Origin of the sequence: Agromyces sp. 3263 (genome assembly GCF_031456545.1) — a bacterium.
Lineage (GTDB): Bacteria > Actinomycetota > Actinomycetes > Actinomycetales > Microbacteriaceae > Agromyces.
The window spans coordinates 473,876-494,733 of record NZ_JAVDUV010000001.1 but is presented as its reverse complement, the minus strand read 5'-3'; the positions used below and the strand labels follow the sequence as shown (position 1 = coordinate 494,733).

Genomic DNA, 20,858 nt, shown 5'->3' with positions numbered 1-20,858 from the left:
CCTCGCGCACACGCCGCGGCTGGGGTCACCGCGGCGGTATCGGGCATCCTGCCGACCACGGGCCACGGGCCGTCCGGAGGGGATTCGTCCACTGATTCGGCCGGTGCGGGCGACCTCGACGACCTCGGACCGTTGGCGCCCTTCGCATCATCCGGCCCCGTGACCGACCTCTTCGTGAACGGCGAACGCGGGCTCTGGATCGACCGGGGTGCTGGTCCTGAGCACGAGCCGGCGTGGTCCGCCGACGAGGCCGAGGTCCGCGCACTGGCCGTGCGGCTCATCGCGCGAGGAGGGCGGCACATCGACGAGGCCACGCCCGCCGTCGACGTGCGACTCGGCCGGGGCATCCGGGTGCACGCGGTGTTGCCGCCCGTTTCCTCCGACGGCACGGTCATCTCGGTGAGAGTGCCGCGCGCGTCGGGCTTCCAACTGGCCGCGCTGGTGCGTGCGGGCATGATGGATGCCGCGCAGGAGCGCGTGCTGCGCGATGCGATCGCCGCCCGACGCAATCTTCTCGTGACCGGGGCCGGCGGCACGGGAAAGACCACGCTGCTCGCGGCCCTCCTCGGCGAGGCGTCGCCGCGCGAGCGCATCGTCCTCATCGAAGACGTCGCCGAGCTCAACATCAGCCACCCGCATGTCGTCGCGCTCGAGGCCCGACAGGCCAACCTCGAGGGGGCCGGACGACTCGGTCTCGACGTCCTCCTGCGTGAGGCCCTTCGCATGCGTCCCGATCGGCTGGTGGTGGGGGAGTGTCGCGGCGGTGAACTGCGCGAACTCCTCGCGGCCCTCAACACCGGGCACGACGGCGGTGCGGGCACCCTGCACGCCAACTCCCTGGCGGACGTGCCCGCACGCCTCGAGGCGCTCGGCGCCACGGCGGGGCTCGCGCCCGACGCGGTCGCGAGGCAGACGGTCAGCGCCTTCGACCTCGTCCTGCACCTCGATCGCGCCGGCGGTCGACGACGGCTCGCCGAGATCGGCCGATTCGAGCTGCGCGACGGTCGGCTGGAGGTGGTCGCGCTGTGAGCGGGCGGTCGTCGCCGGGCCGCAGGTTCGCCTCTGGCAAGACGCGTCCCCGCTCGTTCGGGTTCCGGCGCCGACGAATGGACCCCGCGGCCGCTGTCGACGCGATCGCCGTGGTCGCCGAGCGGCTCGCCGTGCTGCTGTCCGCGGGCGTTCCGGCGGGCGGTGCGTGGGCCAACGTGGGTGTGGGCGGCTCGCGGCATGAACGGCTCGGGGCGGAGTCCGACGATGACGCGGTGCGCTCGGCAGCCGCCACGGCGGCGGCCTCGGGCGAACCGGTGTCGCCGGCCATCGTCGCGGTGCTGAACGAACGACGCGGTGCGTCTCCCCAGTGGGCCGTGCTCGCGGCGGCGTGGCAGGTGGCGAGCGACTCCGGTGCGCCGCTCGCCTCGAGCCTTCGCGATCTCGCGAGGGCGCTCCGAGACGAGGCTCAATCGCGCCGCGACGTCCGGTCCGCGCTCGCCGGCCCACTCGCCAGCGCGCGCCTCGTCGTGACGCTGCCGGTGCTCGCCGCCCTGTTCGGCGCCTCGCTCGGGTTCGATACCGTCTCCGTGCTGTTCGGCAACCCCCTCGGGCTCGCCTGTGTCGTCATCGGCACGGCGCTGCTCTGGGCGGGGCACCGGTGGAGCGCCGCGCTCGCCCGTCGCGCGACGCCGGATCGTCACGCGTCGGGGCTGGAGCTCGAGCTTCTGGCCATCGCCATGTCGGGCGGCGCCTCGGTCGAACGAGCGCGCCGCCTCGTCGGCACCGCACTCGACGAGGTCGGCATCCCGAGCGACCGAGGTTCGTCGGTCGACGAAGTGATCGCGCTGGCCGCCCGCGCCGGCGCGCCGGTGGCCGACCTCCTTCGTGCCGAGGCCGGGCGGCTCCGCCGGGTGGCCCGCGCCGACGGCGCTGCCGGGGCGGCCGCCCTCGGCGTGCGGCTGATGCTACCGCTCGGCGCGTGCGTCCTCCCCGCGTTCGTCCTCCTCGGCGTCATGCCGCTGCTCATCTCGGTCGTCTCGGGCACGCTGGGCGGCGCCGCATGACGCCATCGAACTCGTGCCGTCCACCCGCCGGGACATCCGGCATCACGAAAGGAACACCGCATGCACGACCACGACACCGACCAGGTCGCCGGCCATGACGGCGACGGCACCGCGAGGCGCCAGTCCGCTGAGGCGGTGGCGAGATCGCGACCGTTCCGTTCGGGGCACCGCCGCCTCGCCGGCGAGCGCGGGGCCGCCACCGCCGAGTACGCCGTCGCGACGATGGCCGCCGTCGGGTTCGCCGGACTGCTCGTCATCATCCTCCGCGGCGATGAGGTGCGCGGTATCCTCACCGACCTCGTGCGGAATGCCCTCACCGTCGGGTGAGTGCGAGCGCGGCAGCGTGACGGCGGAGTTCGCCGTCGCGCTGCCGGCGATCGCCGTGGTGCTCGCCACCTGCCTGGCGGCGGTCGTCCTCGTGGCGCAGCAGGTGCGGTTGACGGATGCCGCGGCCGACGCCGCGCGTGCCCTCGGGCGCGGTGAATCCGAGTCGTCCGCCGTGTCGATCGCCCATCGGGTGTCGGGCGTCGGCCCGGGGCTGACGAGCTGGCACGAGGACCCGTTCGTCTGCGTCGCGCTGACCGCGTCGAGCGCGGGCCCGCTGTCGGCCGTCACGCTTCGCGCGGAGTCGTGCGCCATGGCCGGGGGACGGTGAGCGCGTGCACGACGCGGAACGCGGGGCGGCATCCGTGCTGGCGCTCGGCATCGTGGGTGCCGTGGTGGCGCTCACCGCGCTCACGGTACCCGTGTTGTCGGCCTTCGCGCTGGCGCAACGTGCCGCCAACGCGGCCGACGCGGCCGCCCTCGCTGCGGCCGACGCGATCTCGGGCGCGGTCCCTGGAACGCCGTGCGACCTCGCAGAGCGAACGGCGGCCCGCAACGGGGCGGACGTGGAAGTCTGCGATCTGGATGGGGCCGTGGCGTTCGTCGCCGTGCGGGTGCAGGGAGTCGGCATCGATGTCCGCCGCGCGGCGCGGGCCGGGCCGCCAGGCGCGACCGGGCCGCCCGGCTCGACCGGTTGAGCTCAGTCGAAGACGGTCTCCACGAAGCGATACTCCACGGCGGTGGGTCGGTCGTCGTCCTCTGCGCCGAACTCGAGGCCGGCGGCACGGGTATAGATGTAGTGCTTGCCCTTGTCGGTGTTGAGCTCGAGACGAGGACGGGGATCGCCCGTCTCGAGGAAGGCGGTGGCGACCGTCTTGCCCTCGAGCGGACCGTCGATGAGTTTCGCGGTGTACGAGGTCGCGGAAGTGGTGTCCATGGCGTCATTCTCCTCCGCGGCCCGCGAACTGCAAGGGGTTGCAGGCGCGTCGCCCCACCCCCAGTTCGCGCCGCCCGGTGGGTGCACTCACGGTGAGTGTGTGTATGGTGTGGCTGTCGGCGGTCCGATCCACCGGCAGGCACACCGCTCGGGGGCGCGGCTCGAACGTGCGTTGCCCCATTCATGGAACAGAGGAGTCTGGTGTCAGGCGCGAAGAAGTTGGTCATCGTGGAGTCGCCGACGAAGATGAAGTCGATCGCCCAGTACCTGGGCGACGGCTACGAGGTGCTGTCGTCGGTCGGCCACATCCGTGACCTCATCGAGCCGAAGAACCTGCCCGCCGAGTTGAAGAAGGGCTCGCTCGGCAAGTTCTCCGTCGACGTCGAGCACGGCTTCGAGCCGTACTACGTCGTCTCCGACTCCAAGAAGAAGACCGTCGCCGAGTTGAAGCGTGCCCTGAAGGACGCCGACGAACTCCTCCTCGCAACGGATGAGGACCGCGAGGGCGAGGCCATCGCGTGGCACCTCCTCCAGGAGCTCAAGCCGAAGGTGCCGGTGCGCCGCATGGTCTTCCACGAGATCACGAAGGACGCGATCCAGAAGGCGAAGGACAACACCCGCGAGCTCGACACCGCCCTCGTCGACGCGCAGGAGACCCGCCGCATCCTCGACCGTCTCTACGGGTACGAGGTGTCGCCCGTGCTCTGGCGCAAGGTCGGTCCTGGGCTCTCCGCGGGACGCGTGCAGTCCGCCGCCACCCGACTCGTCGTCGATCGTGAGCGGGAGCGCCTCGCGTTCGTCGCCGCCGGGTACTGGGATCTCATCGGTCGCTTCGCGCCCGAGTCGTCCGACGAGGGCTCCGCCTTCGAAGCGCGCCTCGTGCGCCTCGGCGGCGAGCGGGTGGCCACCGGCCGTGACTTCGACGACGCCGGCCGGCTGAAGGGCAAGGCCGTCGTGCTCGAGGAGCGCGTCGCCGAGGCGCTCGTGCACGCACTGCGCGACGAACGCGTCCGGCGAACAGTCTCGAAGGTGGAGTCGAAGCCGTACTCGCGGCGGCCGGCTGCCCCGCTCACGACCTCGACCCTGCAGCAGGAATCCGCCCGGAAGCTCCGTCTCTCGGCTCGCGACACCATGCGCGTGGCGCAGTCGCTCTATGAGAACGGATACATCACCTATATGCGCACCGACTCCGTGTCGCTGTCGCAGCAGGCGATCACGGCCGCACGGTCGCAGGCGACGAAGCTCTACGGCGCCGACTCCATCCCCGACAAGCCCCGCGTGTACACCGGCAAGTCGAAGAACGCCCAAGAGGCGCACGAGGCGATCCGCCCCTCGGGCGAGGTGTTCCGCACGCCCTCCGAGCTGCAGAGCGTGCTCCGCGGCAGCGAGTTCAAGCTCTACGACCTCATCTGGAAGCGCACGGTCGCCTCGCAGATGGCGGATGCGAAGGGCCAGACGGCGACCGTCACCATCGAGGTCGGTCCGACGGCAGCGGATGCCGCGACCCCCGCCGAGGCATCCGTCAGCGCCGCGGGCACGATCGCGGAGTTCACCGCGAGCGGCACGGTCATCACCTTCCGCGGCTTCCTCGCCGCCTACGAGGAGAGCCGCGACGAGGAGCGCAACGCCGACGAGACCCCCGGCGAGGCGAAGCTTCCCCCGCTGAAGGAAGGCCAGTCGCTCGCGATCGCCGACCTGGAGGCGAAGGGTCACGAGACCTCCCCGCCGCCGCGGTACACCGAGGCCAGCCTCGTGAAGCGGCTCGAAGAGCTCGGCATCGGCCGGCCGTCGACCTTCGCATCGATCATCTCCACGATCCTCGACCGCGGATACGTCACGCAGCGCGGCCAGGCACTCGTGCCCAGCTGGGTCGCGTTCTCGGTCGTCCGCCTCCTCGAGGAGCACTTCGGCGACCTCGTGCAGTACGACTTCACGGCCGAGATGGAGGACGACCTGGACCGGATCGCCTCCGGCGAGGCCGATCGGGTCGACTGGCTCAATGGCTTCTACTTCGGGTCCGACACCCACCGGGGCCTGCGCCAGGTGGTCGACAACCTCGGCGACATCGACGCCCGCGAGATCAACTCCGTCCGGATCGCGCCCGACATCACCCTGCGCATCGGCAAGTACGGTCCCTACCTCGAGACCGCCGACCCGGATGCCGGCGACGACAGCACTCCTCGTCGCGTCAACCTCCCCGTCGAACTCGCGCCCGACGAGCTCACCGAGGCGAAGGCCAGGGAGCTCATCGAGGCACCCGTGCAGACCGACCGCGTCCTCGGCCTGAATCCCGAGAGCGGCAAGCAGGTCGTGGTCAAGGACGGCCGGTTCGGCCCCTACGTCACGGAGCTCGAACCCGAGCCCGAGGAGCCCGAGGCTGCGGCCGCGGCATCCGTCGACCCGGCGACCGGCGAGGTCGTGGAGGCTCCCAAGCCGAAGCGGGCCGCGAAGAAGCCCGTCGCGGCGAAGCCGCGCACCGCCTCCCTCTTCAAGAGCATGCAGATCGAGGAGGTCGACCTCGACACCGCGCTCAAGCTGCTCGACCTGCCGCGCGTCGTCGGGCTCGACCCCGAGTCGGGCGAGGAGATCACCGCGCAGAACGGACGCTACGGGCCGTACCTCAAGAAGGGCGCCGACACCCGCACCCTGCCCAGCGAGGATGCGATCTTCGAGATCGACCTGCCGGGCTCCCTCGAGCTGTTCGCGCAGCCCAAGTACGGCGCCCGACGTGCCTCCAGCGCACTCAAGGAGTTCGACAACGATCCCGTGAGCGGCAAGCCGATCAAGGTGAAGGACGGAAGGTTCGGTCCGTACGTCACCGACGGCACCACGAACGCGACCATTCCGCGCGCGGAGTCGGTCGAGGAGATCACGTTCGAGCGTGCGGTCGAGCTGCTCCAGATCAAGCGGGACAAGGGGCCCGCTGCTCCCCGCGCGAAGCGCTCGACGACGACGGCCGCGAAGAAGGCGCCCGCCAAGAAGGCGCCCGCGAAGAAGGCGGCGAGCAAGAAGAGCACGGCGTGAGCCTCGGCGTCTTCATCACCCTCGAGGGTGGCGACGGCTCCGGGAAGACGACGCAGGCCGAACTGCTCGGCCGATGGCTGGAGGAGGCGGGTCGCACGGTCGTGCGCACCCGGGAGCCCGGCGGCACCGAGGTCGGCGTCGAGGTGCGGGAGATCGTGCTCCACCACCGCGGGGACATCGCGCCACGGGCGGAGGCGCTGCTCTACGCCGCGGATCGCGCACACCACGTCGCGACCCTGGTCCGTCCGGCGCTCGAGCGAGGCGACGTGGTCCTGCAGGATCGCTACATCGATTCGTCGGTCGCCTACCAGGGCGCCGGACGCGTGCTCGATCCAGACGCGATCCGCGGCCTGTCGGAGTGGGCGACCGAGGGGCTGCAGCCCGACCTCACCATCCTGCTCGATCTCGATGCGGTGTCGGCGCGCGGACGCCTCGACCAGGCGCGCACCCGCTACGACCGGCTCGAGGCCGAGGCATCCGAGTTCCACGACCGCGTCAGGGCGGCGTACCTCGCACTGGCCGAGGCCGATCCCGAACGGTTCCTCGTGGTCGACGCGACGCGGCCCGTCCACGAGATCGCCGGCGTGATCCGTGCCCGCGTCGCCGGACTGCTCTGAACGGCCGGACGACACGGCAGCCCCGGACGGCGCGGATGGCACGGTCAGGGGCGGAAGGTAGCGTGGACGCGTGAGCGTGTGGAGCGAACTGACCGGTCAGGACACGGCCATCGGCGTGTTCCGGTCGGCGGCCGAGGCTGCCGGCGGCGCGTCCCGGCAGATGACGCACTCCTGGCTGATCACCGGGCCGCCCGGGTCGGGCCGGTCGAACCTCGCCTACGCGTTCGCGACGGCGCTGATCGCCGGACACCCCGATGGCGATGAGCCCACCCGCATCCAGGTCGAGGCGCGAAGCCACCCCGACCTGCACGTGCTCGCCACCGAGGGCGTGATCATCAAGCGCGACGACGTGCGCGAGATCGTGAAGCGCTCGCACTACGCTCCGTCCGTCGGCCGGCACCGGGTCATCATCGTCGAGGACGCCGATCGCATGACCGAGCAGACCTCGAACTTCCTCCTGAAGGAGCTCGAGGAGCCGCCCGAGCGCACGGTCTGGATCCTCTGCGCCCCCAGCGAGGCCGACCTCATCCCCACCATCCGCTCCCGCGTCCGCTCGGTGCGGCTGCAGATGCCCACCGTGGCCGAGGTCGCCGCGCTCCTCGTGCGCCGCGACGGCGTCGATCCCGACCTGGCGGAGCGTTCCGCTCGCGAGGCGCAGTGCCACATCGGCATGGCGCATCGGCTCGCGACGAGCGACGAGGCCAGGCAGCGGCGAGCCGAGACCCTTCGGCTGGCGCTCGAGGTGCGCTCGGCGGCGACCGCCGTCTCGACTGCCGCGCGATTCCTCCAGATCGCGGGCGACGACGCCAAGGCGATCACCGAGCTCCGCGACGCCGAGGAGCGGGCGCACGCGCTGCACTCCCTGGGCGTGGCTCCCGGACAGGCGGTGCCGGCCGCGCTGCGACCGCAGCTCAAGGCGCTCGAGGACGACCAGAAGCGGCGGGCCACGCGGAGCCTGCGCGACGGGATCGACCGCATCCTCGTCGACCTCGCGTCGCTCTACCGCGACGTGCTCCTGGTGCAGCTCGGCGCCGACGTCGAGCTGGTGAACCGTGAGCTGCTGCCGCAGATCGAGCGGGCCGCGGCATCCGCTGCGCCGGCACGGACCCTGGCGACGCTCGACGCCATCCAGGCGGCGCGCGAACGCATCGAGGGCAACGTGCAACCCGCGCTCGCGCTCGAGGCGATGCTCGTCAGCGCCATTCGCACGTCCACCGAACGGGGAGCCGCATGACCTCAACACCCCTCACGGGCGGATCAGGTGCACGGATGCGACGCGCTCGCCGCGTCGGCGTCGTCGGACTGCTGCTCGCGGCGGTCGTCGCGCTGACCGCATGCTCCACCGACTTCCTCCACCCGGCGCCGCCGGTCTCGACGCCCACCGGAGAAGACGTGGCCGAGGCGCTGCAGCCGTTCTACACGCAGGTGCTCGAGTGGGAGCCCTGCGGCGACGGTCTGGGGTGCGCCACGGCGAAGGCCCCGCTCGACTGGGAGAACCCCGCCGACGGCGAGGTGGAGCTGGCCCTGATCCGGCACGTGGCCACCGGAGAGCGGATCGGCTCGCTGCTGGTCAATCCGGGCGGACCGGGCGGGTCCGGATACGACTTCGTCGCTGACTCGCTCGACTACGCGGTGGGGCAGCCCCTGCAGGAGCACTTCGACGTGGTCGGCTTCGACCCCCGCGGTGTCGGTCGGAGCTCGGATGTCGCATGCTACGACGCCGCCGCGATGGACGACTACCTCTATGGGATCGTGCCCGCCGAGCGCGGCAGCGACGAGTGGATCGACCTGGTGGGGACCGCGGCCGCCGATTTCGGGAAGGCGTGCAACGAGCAGACCGGCGACCTGCTGGCGCACGTCGACACGGTCAGCGCCGCGCACGACCTCGACCTGCTCCGCGCGGTGCTCGGCGACGAGAAGCTCAACTACCTCGGGTACTCGTACGGGACGTTCCTCGGGGCGACGTACGCCGACCTCTACCCCGAGAAGGTCGGGCGACTCGTGCTCGACGGCGCCCTCGACCCCGCCGCGAGCAACGCCGAGGTCAACGAGGTGCAGGCCGTCGGCTTCGAGCATGCGCTGCACGGCTACCTCGAGAACTGCCTCACCGGCACGGAGTGCCCCTTCCAGGGTTCGGCCGACGACGCCATGGCCGAGGTCGGTCGCCTGCTCGCGTCAGTCGACGCCAGCCCGCTGCGCGGCTCCGACGGCCGCATGGTCGGCGCGGACACCCTGCTGACCGCCATCATCTATCCGCTCTACAGCGAGGAGTCCTGGCCCTACCTCGACCAGCTGTTCGAGTCGGTCATGTTCGGCGAGGCCGACGTCGCGCTCTCCTTCGCCGACGCGTACAACGGGCGCGGCGACGACGGTACCTACCTCGACAACTCCACCGAGGCGTTCCGTGCGATCAACTGCCTGGACTACACGTACCAGTCCGACGTGGCGGCGATGCGGGCGGATGCCGCGGCCATCGCCGCTGCAGCACCGATCATCGGGCCGTACTTCGGCTACGGAGACCTGGGCTGCGTGAACTGGCCGTACCGGAGCGACCGCGTTCGGGAGCCGATCACGGCGTCGGGCGCCGCCCCGATCCTCGTCGTGGGCACCACCGGCGACCCGGCCACCCCATACGAATGGGCGGTGGCACTCGCCGACCAGCTCGAGAGCGGCGTTCTGGTCACCTACGACGGGGAGGGGCACACCGCCTACAACAAGTCGAACGACTGCGTCGACAACGCGGTGGAACGGTATCTCCTCGATGGCACCGTGCCCGAGTCCGACCCTCGGTGCTGAGGTGGTCAACGAGGGCGGCGAAACCCGCTAACATAGATTCTCGTGCCAGCCGGATCGCCCAGGCGAGTCCGGATGCCACGCCGCCTTAGCTCAGTCGGCAGAGCGTCTCACTCGTAATGAGAAGGTCGTGGGTTCGATTCCCACAGGCGGCTCAGCAACGCGAGCGGCCCCGGGTCATCCGGGGCCGCTCGTGTCTCTCGACCGAGGTCGTCCGGCGCGTGGTGCTATCCGATCACCTTGCGGACCTCGCTCGCGTACGCGGTATAGCCCGTCGCGGTCGGATGGAAGCCGTCGGTGGTACGGAGCCACGACCAGTCGTTGATCCACGGCGTGGCGCTGCCGACGCCGTGCCCTGCGAACGCCGCCTCGACGTCGACGAAGACCGCGCCGTTGGCCACCGCGGCGGTCTCGACGGCGTCGTTGAGCGCCGTCGTGCTCTGGTTGACGCGCGCCGCCCACTGGTACTTCGTGTTCGGCACGTTGAAGAGCAGCGGGTAGCCCGTGACGACCACCTTCGCCTCGGGCGCACGTGCACGGATCGCCTGGATGGCGGCCGCGACATTCGCCCCGAGCGTCCCGTTCGCCACGAGCGTCTCGCCTGCGACGATGCGGGACTCGCAAGTGCTCGACACGAGGACGAAGCAGGACTGCATGACGTCGGCGAATCCCACGTCGTTGCCCCCCACCGTCAGCGACACCCGCGCGGCCGTCGCCGGAATGGCGGGTACCTGCACGGCGATGACCGTCGCGGTCGACGCCCCGGAGCAGGCCGGGAACGCCACCAGTCGGAGGTTCGCGTCGGCGTCGAGCACCTTCGGGTAGCTGCTCGAGCTGCGGTAGCACGACGTGTCGAGATAGTTCCGCGCGCCGACGCCCGCGGCGAACGAGTCGCCGGCGGCGGCATAGTCCAACTCGGTCGTGCCACCCCCGCCGCCTCCACCTCCGCCGCCAGGCTTGCCCGGCTTGTCGGGCTTGCCGGCGACGACGGCGGCGTGGGCCGCCTCGGGCGGGCTGGTCAGCGCCGAACCGCCGACGATCACGGCCGCGGCCACGACCGCGGCCACCAGGACGAGCCGGCGGCGGTGGACGAGGGACGTGGCGACGTCGCCGATCATCGGGCGGCGCGGATGGCCGCGGCGTAGGCGTCGTATCCGGCGGGGTTCGGGTGGAACGCGTCGGGGCTCGGCGGAGCGACGATCCATGGAGCGGCGGACCCGATGCCATGGCCGGCGAACGCCGCCGTCACGTCGACGTACTCGAACCCGGGGCCCGCGGCGGTCACGACGCCCTGGATGACGGCGTTCAGTGCGACGACTCCGCTGTTCACGATGCCGGCTTGGGGGATGGCCGGGTCGAGCAGGAGCGGATAGCCGGTCACGAGCACGTCGGCCTTCGGAGCGGCCGTGCGGATCGCGGCGAGTGCTGCGGCGAGGTCGGACGCCAGCACCGGGAGGTTCGCCTGGGCTGCGGCGACGGCGGCGGCGCACTGCTCGACGGTGCCGAGCAGGCATGCCGTCGTGACGGTATCGAGACCGAGGTCGTTGGCACCGACGGTGAGCGTGACGAGGCGCGTACGAAGGTCGAGTCCGTCGAGCTGCGTGGCGACGACATCATCGACCGTTGCCCCGACGCATCCGCGCAACGACGCGTGGACGGTGAGGCCGGGGTCGGAGGCGAGGTCCGCCGCGTAGCCGTTCGGGCTGGTGAGGCACGCGTCGAGGTAGTCGCCGCCGCCCACGCCCGCCGCGTAGGAGTCGCCGAGTGCGGCGTACGCGGCCTTGTCGGCCGACGGGGGTCCGGGTTGGCCGCCGGGGGCGGCCATCGCGGGGAGAGCACCGAAGAGGGTCGCCGAGGCGACGAGGATCGATGCGCTGGCGAGCGTCGTGAGACGCCGGGTTCTCGACAGCGTTGTCATGCACGGATGATAGTGCGGTCCGGTGCCGGCCGCCTGTCCCAGTTCGGGGCGCAGCCTCGGCGCCCATGCGGGACGGGGGCGTGCTCGTCAAGGGGGGGCGGCGAAACACCCCTCGCACTATCCTTGCGGGGAAACCAGCACGTCGATGGCCCGATCGAGCGGCGGCGCCGAGGAGGGATGCACGGTGGGCAAGCTCACGTACGATTCCACGTTGACCGTCGACTTCGACGACCGCGTGCTCGCCCATCTTCAACTCGTGATCGCTGCGAAGCTCCGGCGCGGCGAGTCGTTCACCTTCAGCTGGCGAGACGATCCGGCGGTCGGCGACGGGCGGAGCGCGCTGTGGATCCATCCGGCGATCCCGTTGTCGTTCAAGTACGCCGGCGGGCGCCAGCCGTCGATCAATCGAGCCTGGATCGAGGTGCTCATGAGTGCCGCGAACTCGCCGAGCGGGCTGCACCTGATCCCCGAGCCCGACGACACGATCCCGAGCGGAGAGCGGGAGCCGTGAAGCGCATCCAGATCATCTACGCGGGTCGAGACTTCTCCATCGGCGAAGAGGACTTCGAGGCCATGAAGGCCGCCATCGAGCAGGCGAACCGCGACGGGCGCGCCGTCTGGATCACGGTCAACCACGGCGAGGGGCGGCCTCAGCCGGCGGAACTGCTGATCGGCCCCGGCATCCCGGTCGCCCTCATGCCGGTTCCCGACGAGCCGCCCACACCCGACGATCAGACCTCGTCAGTCCAGTCGTAGTCGACGGACGACTCCCGGTCGGCCGCATGATTCGGCACCGGATGCATCGGCGCGAGCTCGGCGGTGAGTGCCTGCAGCCGTGCGACGACCTCGGCGTCCTCGATCTCCGCGTAGCCCTCAGGATCGACCCGCTCGGTCACGAGCTGGCTGGCCGGACCCACCAGGAAGCGCACCCGGCTGAGGCTGCCGTCGTCCTCGTGCCGCACGGGGATGTCGATGGTGCCCGCCGCGGTGCGCGTGGCCAACGCGGCCGCATAGGCGACGAGGGCCTGTGCGATCTCCGTGCCGGTGAGGAAATGGTCGCCCGCATAGTAGATCCGCTCCATACTCCACAGGTACTGCACGGTTCCGGCCCGATCAATCCCTTGACTCGACGGCTCGCGGGTGCGGGGGTGCGAGCATCCCACCCCGTCACGGACGCGCCGCCCGGCCGTCGAGGCCGCCGCTAGGCTTGCGCCATGACGGAACGACTGCGCTGGGGCATCCTCGCGACGGGCGGCATCGCCCACGCCTTCACCCACGACCTGAAGCTCAACGGATTCACGGTGCAGGCCGTGGGCTCGCGCTCCCAGGAGTCCGCCGACGCCTTCGCCGCGGAGTTCGACATCCCGACCGCGCATCCGAGCTACGAGGCCCTCGTCGCCGACCCCGAGGTCGACGTGGTCTACGTGTCGACACCGCATCCCCTCCACGTCACCACGGCGCGCATGGTCCTGGAGGCCGGCAAGCACGTGCTCGTGGAGAAGCCGTTCACCGTGAACGCCCGCGAGGCGCAGCAGCTCGCCGACCTGGCGAGCGAGCGCGGGCTGCTCGTCCTCGAGGCCATGTGGACGAGGTACCTGCCGCACATGGCGCGCATCCGGCAGATCATCGCCGACGGCACGCTCGGCGAGGTGCGCACGCTCATCGCGGACCACACGCAGAAGCTCTCCGATGACCCGACGCACCGCATCAACGCGCTCGAGCTCGGTGGCGGGGCGCTCCTCGACCTCGGCATCTACCCGGTGTCGTTCTCGTGGGACCTGTTCGGCGCGCCGCGCACCATCCAGTCGACGGCGACGTTCAAGCAGACGGGGGCCGACGCCCAGATCGCCAACCTCCTCGGGTACGACGGCGGCCGCGTCGCGTCGATCCTGTCGGCGAGCGACACCCTCGGCCCGAACACCGCGGCCGTGCTCGGCACCCTCGCCCGAATCGAGATCGACCGCGTCTGGTACACGCCGACCTCCTTCCGCGTGGTCGCCGCCGACGGCACCGTCATCGAGGAGTTCCGCTCCGAGGTCACCGGCCGGGGCATGCACTTCCAGGCCGAGGCCGTCGAGCGACTGGTCGCCGAGGGCAACCTCCGAGGCGACCTCCTCACCATCGACGAGACCGTCGCCATCATGGGCACGCTCGACGCCATCCGCGAGCAGATCGGGCTGCGCTACCCGGGCGAATGACCGGCCGGCGGGGCCGCAGCGCACTCGGCTTCCGCTCGGGCGACGGTCAGGTTCCGTTCCGGCCCGCCGCGTACAATTCCCCGGATGACCGACGAGACGGATGCCGCGGGCGAGCCCACGACGCCCGGCGACCCCGCTGCGGCGGCGAGTTCGGCCCCCGCTGACGGGCCCGCTGCGAGCCCGCCCGGCCTCGGGGCATCCCTCGCGACGTTCGCGAAGCGGCACCGCCTCGCCCTCTCGATCACCGGCGGGGCGCTCGCCGTCGCGCTCCTCGGCACCGGCGCCGTGTTGACGGGCGCGGCCCTGAACGCCGGGGGTCCGGCGGTCGACACGATCGCCGCGTCGGCCTCGGCCACCCCCACGCCGACGGCCGACCCCGCTCGCCCGGTGCCGGCGGCGGCGATCCCCGCGAGCCGCATCCGCACGTGCTCGGTGGCCGATCGCGCGGCCGACGGACGCCTCGCCAACCTCCAGGCGCAGGTCGTGAACGCCGCCACCGGCGAGGTGCTCTACGACCGCGGCGGCACCACCCCGTCACGTACCGCCAGCGTCATGAAGGTGCTGACCTCCGCGGCCGCGCTGTCGGTGCTCGGACCCGACTACCGGGCGACGACGACCGTGGTCAAGGGATCGGAGCCGGGCTCGGTCGTGCTCGTCGGCGGTGGCGACGTCACCCTCTCGCGCACGCCGAGCGGCACCGAGACGGTGTACCCCGGTGCCGCGCACCTCGACGACCTCACCGCACAGGTGCGTGCGGCGTGGGACGCCGACCCGTCGAACCCGCCGCTCAACAAGCTGGTGCTCGACGCCAGCCTCTTCGGCGGCGACGAGTGGGAGCCCAGCTGGGACGTCGTCGAGCGCGAAGACGGCTACATGTCGAACGTCACGGCGCTGCAGGTCGACGGCGACCGCGACGACCCGGGCGCGAACACCTCGTGGCGCAGTCCCGACCCGATCGGCCGGGCGGGCGACGCGTTCGCGTCGGAGCTCGGCGGCATCTCGGTGATCGAGCGCGGCACTGCGCCCGCTGGGGCGGCGCAGCTCGGCGCGGTCTCGTCGCCGACGGTCGCGCAGCTCATCGACAAGGCGCTGATCGTCTCGGACAACACCATCGCCGAGATGCTGGCCCGCCTCGTCGCGATCAAGGCCGGCACGGGCAACACGTTCGGTGCCATCAACGCCGGCGTGCTGCAGGGGCTGGCCCCCTACGGGATCGACACGAGCGGCATCACCGTCGTCGACGGGTCCGGGCTCAGCGACAACAACGCCGTGCCGCCGTCGTACCTCACGCGCCTCTTCGTGAAGATCAACGCGCGCGAGGGCAACCTGGGCGTCATCATGGACGGGCTCCCCGTCTCGGGCGAACGGGGTTCGCTGTCGTACAGCGACCGGTTCTCGGGAGACAATTCCGTCGCCGACGGCGCGGTGTCGGCGAAGACGGGCTGGATCAACAGCGGGTACACGCTGTCGGGCGTCGTTCGCGCGCAGGACGGCTCGACGCTCACGTTCGCCGTCTACGCGCTCGGCGACGTGTCGGATGACACGAAGCAGGCCATCGACACCCTCACGACCGGCTTCTTCCTCTGCGGCGACAACCTCTCGAACCGGTGAGTGGGCGGGCATCGGCTGACATGGGAGCAGAGCGGATGCCTCGCGAGGACGTCGTGGCGCTCGCCCGCCGCCTCGTGGCCGTCGACGCCACCAACCCGTCGCTCGTTCCCGGCGGTGCCGGCGAGGCCGAGCTCGCGAGCGTCATCGCCGACTGGCTGCGTGCTCGGGGCTTCGAGGTGCGCCTCGTCGGACGCGATCGCGCACGACCGAGCGTGCTCGCGCGCCGCCGGGGGTCGAGTGCCGGCGGCAGCCTGCTCCTCGCCGGGCACCTCGACACGGTCGGGGGCAGCGGGGCCATCAGCGGTGCTCGGGCGGATGCCGCGGGCGATTCGTCACCGGATGCCGCGGCCGAACCCTCGGGGCCCGCGGACCGCATCGTCGGCCGTGGCGCGTACGACATGGCCGGGGGCCTCGCCGCGGCCATGGTCGCGGCGGCATCCGCGCCCGCCGACCTTCCGGGCGACCTCGTGCTCGCGTTCGCGGCGGACGAGGAGTTCGGCTCGGCCGGCATGGAGGACCTCCTCGCAGCCATCGCCGACGGGTCCCTTCCGGATGCCGCGGTCGTGCTCGAGCCGACCGATCTCGAGGTGACGGTCGCGCACCGCGGCTTCGCCTGGTTCCGCGTCGAGTACGAGGGGCTCGCGGCGCACGGCTCGCAACCCGAGCTCGGCGTGGACGCCATCGCCCGGGCCACCGACGGCCTCCTCGCCGTCAGGGCGTTCGCCGACGAGCTCGACGCCCGGCCGCGGCATCCGCTGCTCGGCGCCGGCAGCGTCAGGGTCGCCACCATCGCGGGCGGAACGGATGCCGCGACCGTCGCCGACCGCTGCGCGCTCGTGGTCGAGCGGCGCACGCTGCCGGGTGAGCCGGATCCGGGCGACGAGCTGGAGCGGGTGCTCGCGCCGTCCCTGCCTGCGCGCATCGTGCCGCTCGTCGCCCGGCCGGCGATGGAGGCGGACGCCCACGCCGAGATCGTCCGGGCCGTCGTCGACGCGGTCGAATGGGCCACGGGCACGCCCGCGGTGCGCCGCGGCGATCCGTGGTGGACCGACGCCGGCCTGATCGCCGAGGCGGGCATCCCCGTCGTGCTCGTCGGTCCGCTGGGTGGAGGCGCGCACGCCGATGAGGAGTGGGTGTCGACGGCGTCCTTGGGCACCCTCGTCGACGTGATCGATGGCGTGATCGCCGCCGTGTGCGGCGAGAATGGAAGACACCAGCGAAAGGAGCCGTCGTGACGAGGGCGTTGTTCATCATCGATGTGCAGAACGACTTCACAGAGGGCGGTGCGCTCGGCGTCGAGGGCGGCGCCGCGGTGGCGGCGGGCATCTCCGAGCTGCTCGCGCAGCACAAGGACCGCTACGGCGTCGTCGTCGCCTCGCGCGACTGGCACGACGCCGACAACGACAATGGCGGGCACTTCGCCACCGACGGCGCACCCGACTACGTCACCACCTGGCCCGTGCACTGCGTCGCCGGCACGGTCGGGGCCGCCTATCACCCCGCGCTCGACGTCGATGCGATCGACGTGCACCTGCTGAAGGGCCAGGGCGTGCCCGCGTACTCGATCTTCGAGGCCGTCGACGAGGGCGGTCGTGCCATCGGGGAGGTGCTCGACGAGTACGGCGTCACCGACGTCGACGTCGTCGGCATCGCGACCGACTACTGCGTGCGGGCCAGCGGCCTCGACGCCGTCGAGCACGGCCGGCACGTGCGCGTCTTCACCGATCTCGTCGCGGGCGTCGCACCCGAGACGTCGGAGGCGGCGCTCGCCGAGCTCGGCCATGCCGGTGCGGCCATCGCGGAGTCGTCGGTGCTGGACGCGGAGGCCCAGGCTGACGCAGCGGGTGAGACTGCGGCCGGCGAAGGCGAAGCTGCGGATCGCGGCGACGCCGCCGACGCCGACGCCGAGCCCGGGGCGCCGGCGTGAGGCAGCCGGTCGCCGGCGACCTCCCCACGCTGCACGCCGAGAGCGCCGACGGGGTGCTCATCGCCTACCGGGTCCACGGCGTCGCCGAGGCCGACGAGCAGCTGCCGCCCGTGCTCCTGGTGCACGGGTTCGCCTCGAACGCCGCCGTCACGTGGGAGGGCACCGGCTGGGTGCGCGCACTCCTCGACGCGCATCGCGGCGTGATCTCCGTCGACCTGCGGGGTCACGGCGACAGCGACAAGCCGATCGAGGCCGACGCCTACGCGCCCGAGCGGCTCGGCGGGGACCTGCTCGCCGTGCTCGACTCGGTCGGGGCGGGCGATGTGGACGTCGTCGGCTACTCCATGGGCAATCGCGTCGTCGCCGCGCTCACCGAGCTGGCTCCCGAGCGGGTGCGACGCGTCGTCATCGGGGGCGCCGGCCCGACCGAGCTCTTCGCCACGTGGGACCTCGACGAGGCGCGGGCGCTGCTGCTCCGCGACGAGCCGGCACGCAACCCGGTGATCGAGCAGGTGCTGCGGCCGGCGATCGCGGCGGGCGCCGACCGGGAGGCGCTGCTCGCCTGCATCGAGGGCGTCTCGGGCGCGCCGCTGCTCATCCCGGGTGACATCCCGGCACTCTTCGTCGCCGGTGAGCAGGACCCGGTCCCCGTCGGCGCGCGGGAGCTCGCCCTGGAGTGGGGCGCCGACTACGTGTCGATCCCCGGGCGAGACCACGTGTCGACCCTCACCTCACGGGCCTTCAAGTCGGCGGCGATCGAGTTCCTGGCCTGACGCGTGCGGCCCGGCCGCGGCATCCGGCCTACAGGGTGTTGCCGAGCTTGAAGCCGCGCTCGTCGTCGCCCTTGCGCGTGTACGAGAATCCGTCGGCGCCGATGGTGACCTCCATCTCGGAGTCGTCGGTGCGCGAGGTGAGCGGCTGCGGGTTGCCGTCGAGGTCGAGCACGGTCGACGCCTCGGTGTACCACGAGGGCACGACCGGGTTGCCCCACCAGTCGCGGCGCTGGTTGTCGTGCACGTCCCAGGTGACGACCGGGTTGTCGGGATCGCCGGTGTAGTAGTCCTGCGTGTAGATCTCGATGCGGTGGCCGTCGGGGTCGCGCAGGTACAGGTAGAACGCGTTCGAGACGCCGTGCCGTCCGGGTCCGCGCTCGATGACGTCCGACATCCGCAGGGCGCCGAGCTTGTCGCAGATCGCGATGATGTTGTGCTTCTCGTGCGTGGCGAACGCCACGTGGTGCATGCGCGGGCCGTCGCCGCCGGTCATGGCGGTGTCGTGCACGGTGGGCTTGCGCCGCATCCACGCCGCGTACGTGGTGCCGGCCTCGTCCTGGATGTCCTCGGTCACGCGGAAGCCGAGGTCCTCCATGTACTTCACCGCGCGCGGCACGTCGGGCGTGACCTGGTTGAAGTGGTCGAGCCGCACGATCGCACCCGGCGTGTACAGGTCGTAGCGCCAGGCGAGCCGCTCGACGTGCTGCACGTCGTGGAAGAACTCGTAGGGGAAGCCCAGCGGGTCCTCGACGCGCACCGAGTCCCCGATGCCGCGGGTGAACCCCTCGGGTCGGCGCTCGACGCGGCAGCCGAGCTCCTCGTAGAACGCGACGGCGAGATCGAGGTCCTCGGGGGTGCGCACGCGGTAGCTGAAGGCGGCGACCGCGGCGGCGTCGCCCCTGCGGAGCACGAGGTTGTGGTGGATGAACTCCTCGAGCGAGCGCAGGTAGACCGCCTCGTCGTCCTCCTCGGTCACGACGAGGCCGAGCACGTCGACGTAGAACGCGCGGGAGGCCGCGAGGTCGGTGACGACGAGTTCCATGTAGGCGCAGCGCACGATGTCGGGTGGCGTGGCGGTGGGCGTGGGGATGGCGTGCGCGGGGGCCGGGATGGGGTCGGCGTCGGTGACGGTGGGTTCGGGGATCTGCATGTCAGCGTCCTTGCTGGGAGTGGTCGGTCGGAGGGGTCAGCGGGCGCCGAAGCGGGGCGAGTGGGCCTCGTTCAGCGTGATGTGCACGGCCTGCTGGTCGGTGTAGAAGTCGATGGAGCGGTAGCCGCCCTCGTGTCCGAGCCCCGACGCCTTGACGCCGCCGAACGGCGTTCGCAGGTCGCGCACGTTGTTCGAGTTGAGCCACACCATTCCGGCCTCGACGGCCTGTGAGAAGGTGTGGGCGCGCTTGAGGTCGTTCGTCCAGATGTAGGCGGCGAGGCCGTACCTCACGCTGTTCGCGAGGGCGAGCGCCTCGTCGTCGGTGTCGAACGGGGTGATCGCGACGACCGGGCCGAAGATCTCCTCCTGGAAGATGCGGGCGTCGCGTGCGACGTCCGCGAACACCGTGGGGGCCACGTAGTTGCCCGTGTCGAGTCCGTCGGGGCGCCCGCCGCCCGCGACCAGGCGGCCCTCGCCCTTGCCGATCTCGACGTACGACATGACCTTGTCGTAGTGCTCGGGGTGCACGAGCGACCCGACTTCGGTGGCCGGGTCGTGCGGGTCGCCGACGACGATGTTCCGGGCGCGCTCGGCGTAGCGGGCGACGAAGTCGTCGTAGATCGGCCGCTCGACGAGGATGCGCGATCCCGCGGTGCAGCGCTCGCCGTTGAGCGAGAACACGCCGAACACGGTCGCGTCGAGCGCCTGTTCGAGGTCGGCGTCGGCGAAGACGACGGCCGGGCTCTTGCCGCCGAGCTCCATCGAGAGGCCCTTCAGGAACGGTGCGGCGTTCGCGAAGATCAGCTGCCCGGTGCGGCTCTCGCCGGTGAACGAGATCAGCGGGACATCCGGATGCTTCACGAGCGCGTCGCCCGCCTCCTCGCCGAGCCCGTTCACGAGGTTGAAGACGCCCGTGGGCACCCCCGCCTCGCGGAAGATCTCGGCCCACAGCGAGGCGGACAGCGGCGTGAACTCCGCCGGCTTGAGCACGACCGTGTTGCCCGTCGCCAGGGCGGGGGCGAGCTTCCACGACTCGAGCATGAACGGCGTGTTCCATGGCGTGATCAGGCCCGCGACGCCGATGGGCTTGCGGTTCACGTAGTTCACCTGCCGGCCGGGCACCTTGTAGGTGTCGTCGCGCTGCGCCACGATCAGGTCGGCGAAGAACCGGAAGTTCTCGGCTGCGCGCTGCGCCTGCCCGAGCGCCTGCGTGATCGGCAGGCCGGTGTCGAAGGTCTCGAGCCCGGCGAGCCGGGCGTCCTGCGCCTCCACGAGGTCGGCGATGCGGTGCAGGACGCGCGCCCGAGCGCGGGGGAGCATCCGGGGCCAGGGCCCGTCGGTGAAGGCGCGGCGAGCCGCGGCGACCGCGCGGTCGACGTCGGCCCGCTGCCCGGCGGCGGCCTGCACGTACGTCTCGTTCGTGACCGGGTCGAGGACGTCGAACGTCTCGCCGCCCACCGAGTCGACGAACTCGCCGTCGATGTAGTGCCGGATGCGGTCGGGGAGCCCGTCGGGAGTGTGGTGCGTCATCG

The 20,858-nt window shown here is 71.7% G+C and carries 21 protein-coding genes, 1 tRNA gene and 1 pseudogene; 17 read left to right on the top strand and 6 right to left on the bottom strand.

Annotated elements, in window-relative coordinates:
• Positions 1-159 precede the first annotated feature (159 nt).
• The 5 genes from J2X63_RS02250 to J2X63_RS02230 all read left to right on the top strand — a co-directional run bounded on the left by J2X63_RS02250 (position 160) and on the right by J2X63_RS02230 (position 3,076).
• Entirely contained in the window at positions 160-1,029 is an 870-nt protein-coding gene (locus J2X63_RS02250; RefSeq protein WP_396133101.1) for a TadA family conjugal transfer-associated ATPase, read from the top strand.
• 77 nt (positions 1,030-1,106) lie between these two features.
• Positions 1,107-2,054 (top strand): type II secretion system F family protein, encoded by a 948-nt coding sequence (locus tag J2X63_RS02245; protein ID WP_309973451.1) that lies wholly within the window; start codon positions 1,107-1,109, stop codon positions 2,052-2,054.
• Positions 2,055-2,189: 135 nt separating this feature from the next.
• On the top strand, positions 2,190-2,381 hold the full coding sequence (locus J2X63_RS02240) for a DUF4244 domain-containing protein (RefSeq protein WP_309977771.1): 192 nt from the start codon (positions 2,190-2,192) through the stop codon (positions 2,379-2,381).
• A gap of 16 nt (positions 2,382-2,397) precedes the next feature.
• Positions 2,398-2,709 (top strand): TadE family type IV pilus minor pilin, encoded by a 312-nt coding sequence (locus tag J2X63_RS02235; RefSeq protein WP_309973449.1) that lies wholly within the window; start codon positions 2,398-2,400, stop codon positions 2,707-2,709.
• Between the two features lie 4 nt (positions 2,710-2,713).
• The gene (locus J2X63_RS02230) at positions 2,714-3,076 is read left to right on the top strand and encodes an Rv3654c family TadE-like protein (RefSeq protein WP_309973447.1); all 363 of its coding nucleotides are present in this window, start codon (positions 2,714-2,716) and stop codon (positions 3,074-3,076) included.
• Between the two features lie 2 nt (positions 3,077-3,078).
• Here J2X63_RS02230 and J2X63_RS02225 read toward each other — a convergent pair whose 3' ends face one another.
• The gene (locus tag J2X63_RS02225; protein ID WP_159602713.1) at positions 3,079-3,315 is read right to left on the bottom strand and encodes a hypothetical protein; all 237 of its coding nucleotides are present in this window, start codon (positions 3,313-3,315) and stop codon (positions 3,079-3,081) included.
• A 201-nt stretch (positions 3,316-3,516) separates the two neighbouring features.
• Between J2X63_RS02225 and topA the strand changes: the two genes are divergently transcribed.
• The 5 genes from topA (at position 3,517) to J2X63_RS02200 (ending at position 9,904) form a co-directional block, all read left to right on the top strand.
• Positions 3,517-6,339 (top strand): type I DNA topoisomerase, encoded by a 2,823-nt coding sequence (topA, locus tag J2X63_RS02220; protein ID WP_309973444.1) that lies wholly within the window; start codon positions 3,517-3,519, stop codon positions 6,337-6,339.
• Positions 6,336-6,956, top strand: coding sequence for a dTMP kinase (gene tmk, locus J2X63_RS02215; RefSeq protein WP_309973442.1), 621 nt, complete (start codon positions 6,336-6,338; stop codon positions 6,954-6,956). The genes topA and tmk overlap by 4 nt, the downstream gene beginning before the upstream one ends.
• Positions 6,957-7,026: 70 nt before the next feature.
• Positions 7,027-8,190 (top strand): DNA polymerase III subunit delta', encoded by a 1,164-nt coding sequence (locus tag J2X63_RS02210; protein ID WP_309973439.1) that lies wholly within the window; start codon positions 7,027-7,029, stop codon positions 8,188-8,190.
• Positions 8,187-9,752 (top strand): alpha/beta hydrolase, encoded by a 1,566-nt coding sequence (locus J2X63_RS02205; protein ID WP_309973437.1) that lies wholly within the window; start codon positions 8,187-8,189, stop codon positions 9,750-9,752. The genes J2X63_RS02210 and J2X63_RS02205 overlap by 4 nt, the downstream gene beginning before the upstream one ends.
• Positions 9,753-9,831: 79 nt before the next feature.
• Positions 9,832-9,904 (top strand) — tRNA-Thr (locus J2X63_RS02200).
• 72 nt (positions 9,905-9,976) lie between these two features.
• On the opposite strand, the gene J2X63_RS02195 is transcribed toward J2X63_RS02200, so the two are convergent.
• Together J2X63_RS02195 and J2X63_RS02190 are read right to left on the bottom strand one after the other, a co-directional pair.
• A complete protein-coding gene (locus J2X63_RS02195; RefSeq protein WP_309973435.1) occupies positions 9,977-10,867 on the bottom strand; it encodes an SGNH/GDSL hydrolase family protein in 891 nt (296 codons plus the stop codon).
• Positions 10,864-11,667 (bottom strand): GDSL-type esterase/lipase family protein, encoded by an 804-nt coding sequence (locus tag J2X63_RS02190; protein ID WP_309973432.1) that lies wholly within the window; start codon positions 11,665-11,667, stop codon positions 10,864-10,866. The genes J2X63_RS02195 and J2X63_RS02190 overlap by 4 nt, the downstream gene beginning before the upstream one ends.
• Positions 11,668-11,851: 184 nt before the next feature.
• On the opposite strand from J2X63_RS02190, the gene J2X63_RS02185 reads away from it, so the two are divergent.
• Positions 11,852-12,178 carry an ATP-dependent DNA ligase gene (locus tag J2X63_RS02185; protein WP_309977769.1) on the top strand — a complete coding sequence of 109 codons (327 nt, stop codon included), beginning with the start codon at positions 11,852-11,854 and terminating at the stop codon, positions 12,176-12,178.
• Complete coding sequence (locus tag J2X63_RS02180) at positions 12,175-12,423, top strand: hypothetical protein (protein ID WP_309973430.1); 249 nt, start codon at positions 12,175-12,177, stop codon at positions 12,421-12,423. Before J2X63_RS02185 ends, J2X63_RS02180 begins: the two co-directional genes overlap by 4 nt.
• On the opposite strand, the gene J2X63_RS02175 is transcribed toward J2X63_RS02180, so the two are convergent.
• Entirely contained in the window at positions 12,399-12,749 is a 351-nt protein-coding gene (locus J2X63_RS02175) for a hypothetical protein (RefSeq protein WP_309973428.1), read from the bottom strand. The genes J2X63_RS02180 and J2X63_RS02175 overlap by 25 nt on opposite strands.
• 132 nt (positions 12,750-12,881) lie before the next feature.
• Between J2X63_RS02175 and J2X63_RS02170 the strand changes: the two genes are divergently transcribed.
• The 5 genes and pseudogenes from J2X63_RS02170 to J2X63_RS02150 all read left to right on the top strand — a co-directional run bounded on the left by J2X63_RS02170 (position 12,882) and on the right by J2X63_RS02150 (position 18,176).
• Entirely contained in the window at positions 12,882-13,865 is a 984-nt protein-coding gene (locus J2X63_RS02170) for a Gfo/Idh/MocA family oxidoreductase (protein WP_309973426.1), read from the top strand.
• A gap of 84 nt (positions 13,866-13,949) precedes the next feature.
• A complete protein-coding gene (locus J2X63_RS02165) occupies positions 13,950-15,476 on the top strand; it encodes a D-alanyl-D-alanine carboxypeptidase (protein ID WP_309973424.1) in 1,527 nt (508 codons plus the stop codon).
• A 35-nt stretch (positions 15,477-15,511) separates the two neighbouring features.
• Complete coding sequence (locus tag J2X63_RS02160; protein ID WP_309973422.1) at positions 15,512-16,711, top strand: M20/M25/M40 family metallo-hydrolase; 1,200 nt, start codon at positions 15,512-15,514, stop codon at positions 16,709-16,711.
• A pseudogene (locus J2X63_RS02155) lies at positions 16,708-17,283 on the top strand (isochorismatase family protein); the annotation flags it as partial. The gene J2X63_RS02160 and the pseudogene J2X63_RS02155, both read left to right, overlap by 4 nt.
• A gap of 116 nt (positions 17,284-17,399) precedes the next feature.
• A complete protein-coding gene (locus J2X63_RS02150; protein WP_309973420.1) occupies positions 17,400-18,176 on the top strand; it encodes an alpha/beta hydrolase in 777 nt (258 codons plus the stop codon).
• A 28-nt stretch (positions 18,177-18,204) separates the two neighbouring features.
• Here J2X63_RS02150 and hpaD read toward each other — a convergent pair whose 3' ends face one another.
• Entirely contained in the window at positions 18,205-19,326 is a 1,122-nt protein-coding gene (gene hpaD / locus J2X63_RS02145) for a 3,4-dihydroxyphenylacetate 2,3-dioxygenase (RefSeq protein WP_309973418.1), read from the bottom strand.
• Between the two features lie 36 nt (positions 19,327-19,362).
• A complete protein-coding gene (gene hpaE, locus J2X63_RS02140; RefSeq protein WP_309973416.1) occupies positions 19,363-20,856 on the bottom strand; it encodes a 5-carboxymethyl-2-hydroxymuconate semialdehyde dehydrogenase in 1,494 nt (497 codons plus the stop codon).
• Positions 20,857-20,858 lie beyond the last annotated feature (2 nt).

Excerpts from the sequence above, each read along its gene's own strand:
- J2X63_RS02225 (WP_159602713.1), bottom strand. The coding sequence starts at position 3,315 with ATGGACACCACTTCCGCGACCTCGTACACCGCGAAACTCATCGACGGT.
- J2X63_RS02195 (WP_309973435.1), bottom strand. The coding sequence starts at position 10,867 with ATGATCGGCGACGTCGCCACGTCCCTCGTCCACCGCCGCCGGCTCGTC.
- J2X63_RS02175 (WP_309973428.1), bottom strand. The coding sequence starts at position 12,749 with ATGGAGCGGATCTACTATGCGGGCGACCATTTCCTCACCGGCACGGAG.
- hpaE (WP_309973416.1), bottom strand. The coding sequence starts at position 20,856 with ATGACGCACCACACTCCCGACGGGCTCCCCGACCGCATCCGGCACTAC.
- J2X63_RS02160 (WP_309973422.1), top strand. The coding sequence starts at position 15,512 with ATGCCTCGCGAGGACGTCGTGGCGCTCGCCCGCCGCCTCGTGGCCGTC.
- J2X63_RS02245 (WP_309973451.1), top strand. The coding sequence starts at position 1,107 with ATGGACCCCGCGGCCGCTGTCGACGCGATCGCCGTGGTCGCCGAGCGG.
- J2X63_RS02205 (WP_309973437.1), top strand. The coding sequence starts at position 8,187 with ATGACCTCAACACCCCTCACGGGCGGATCAGGTGCACGGATGCGACGC.
- J2X63_RS02190 (WP_309973432.1), bottom strand. The coding sequence starts at position 11,667 with ATGACAACGCTGTCGAGAACCCGGCGTCTCACGACGCTCGCCAGCGCA.
- hpaD (WP_309973418.1), bottom strand. The coding sequence starts at position 19,326 with ATGCAGATCCCCGAACCCACCGTCACCGACGCCGACCCCATCCCGGCC.
- J2X63_RS02165 (WP_309973424.1), top strand. The coding sequence starts at position 13,950 with ATGACCGACGAGACGGATGCCGCGGGCGAGCCCACGACGCCCGGCGAC.
- J2X63_RS02170 (WP_309973426.1), top strand. The coding sequence starts at position 12,882 with ATGACGGAACGACTGCGCTGGGGCATCCTCGCGACGGGCGGCATCGCC.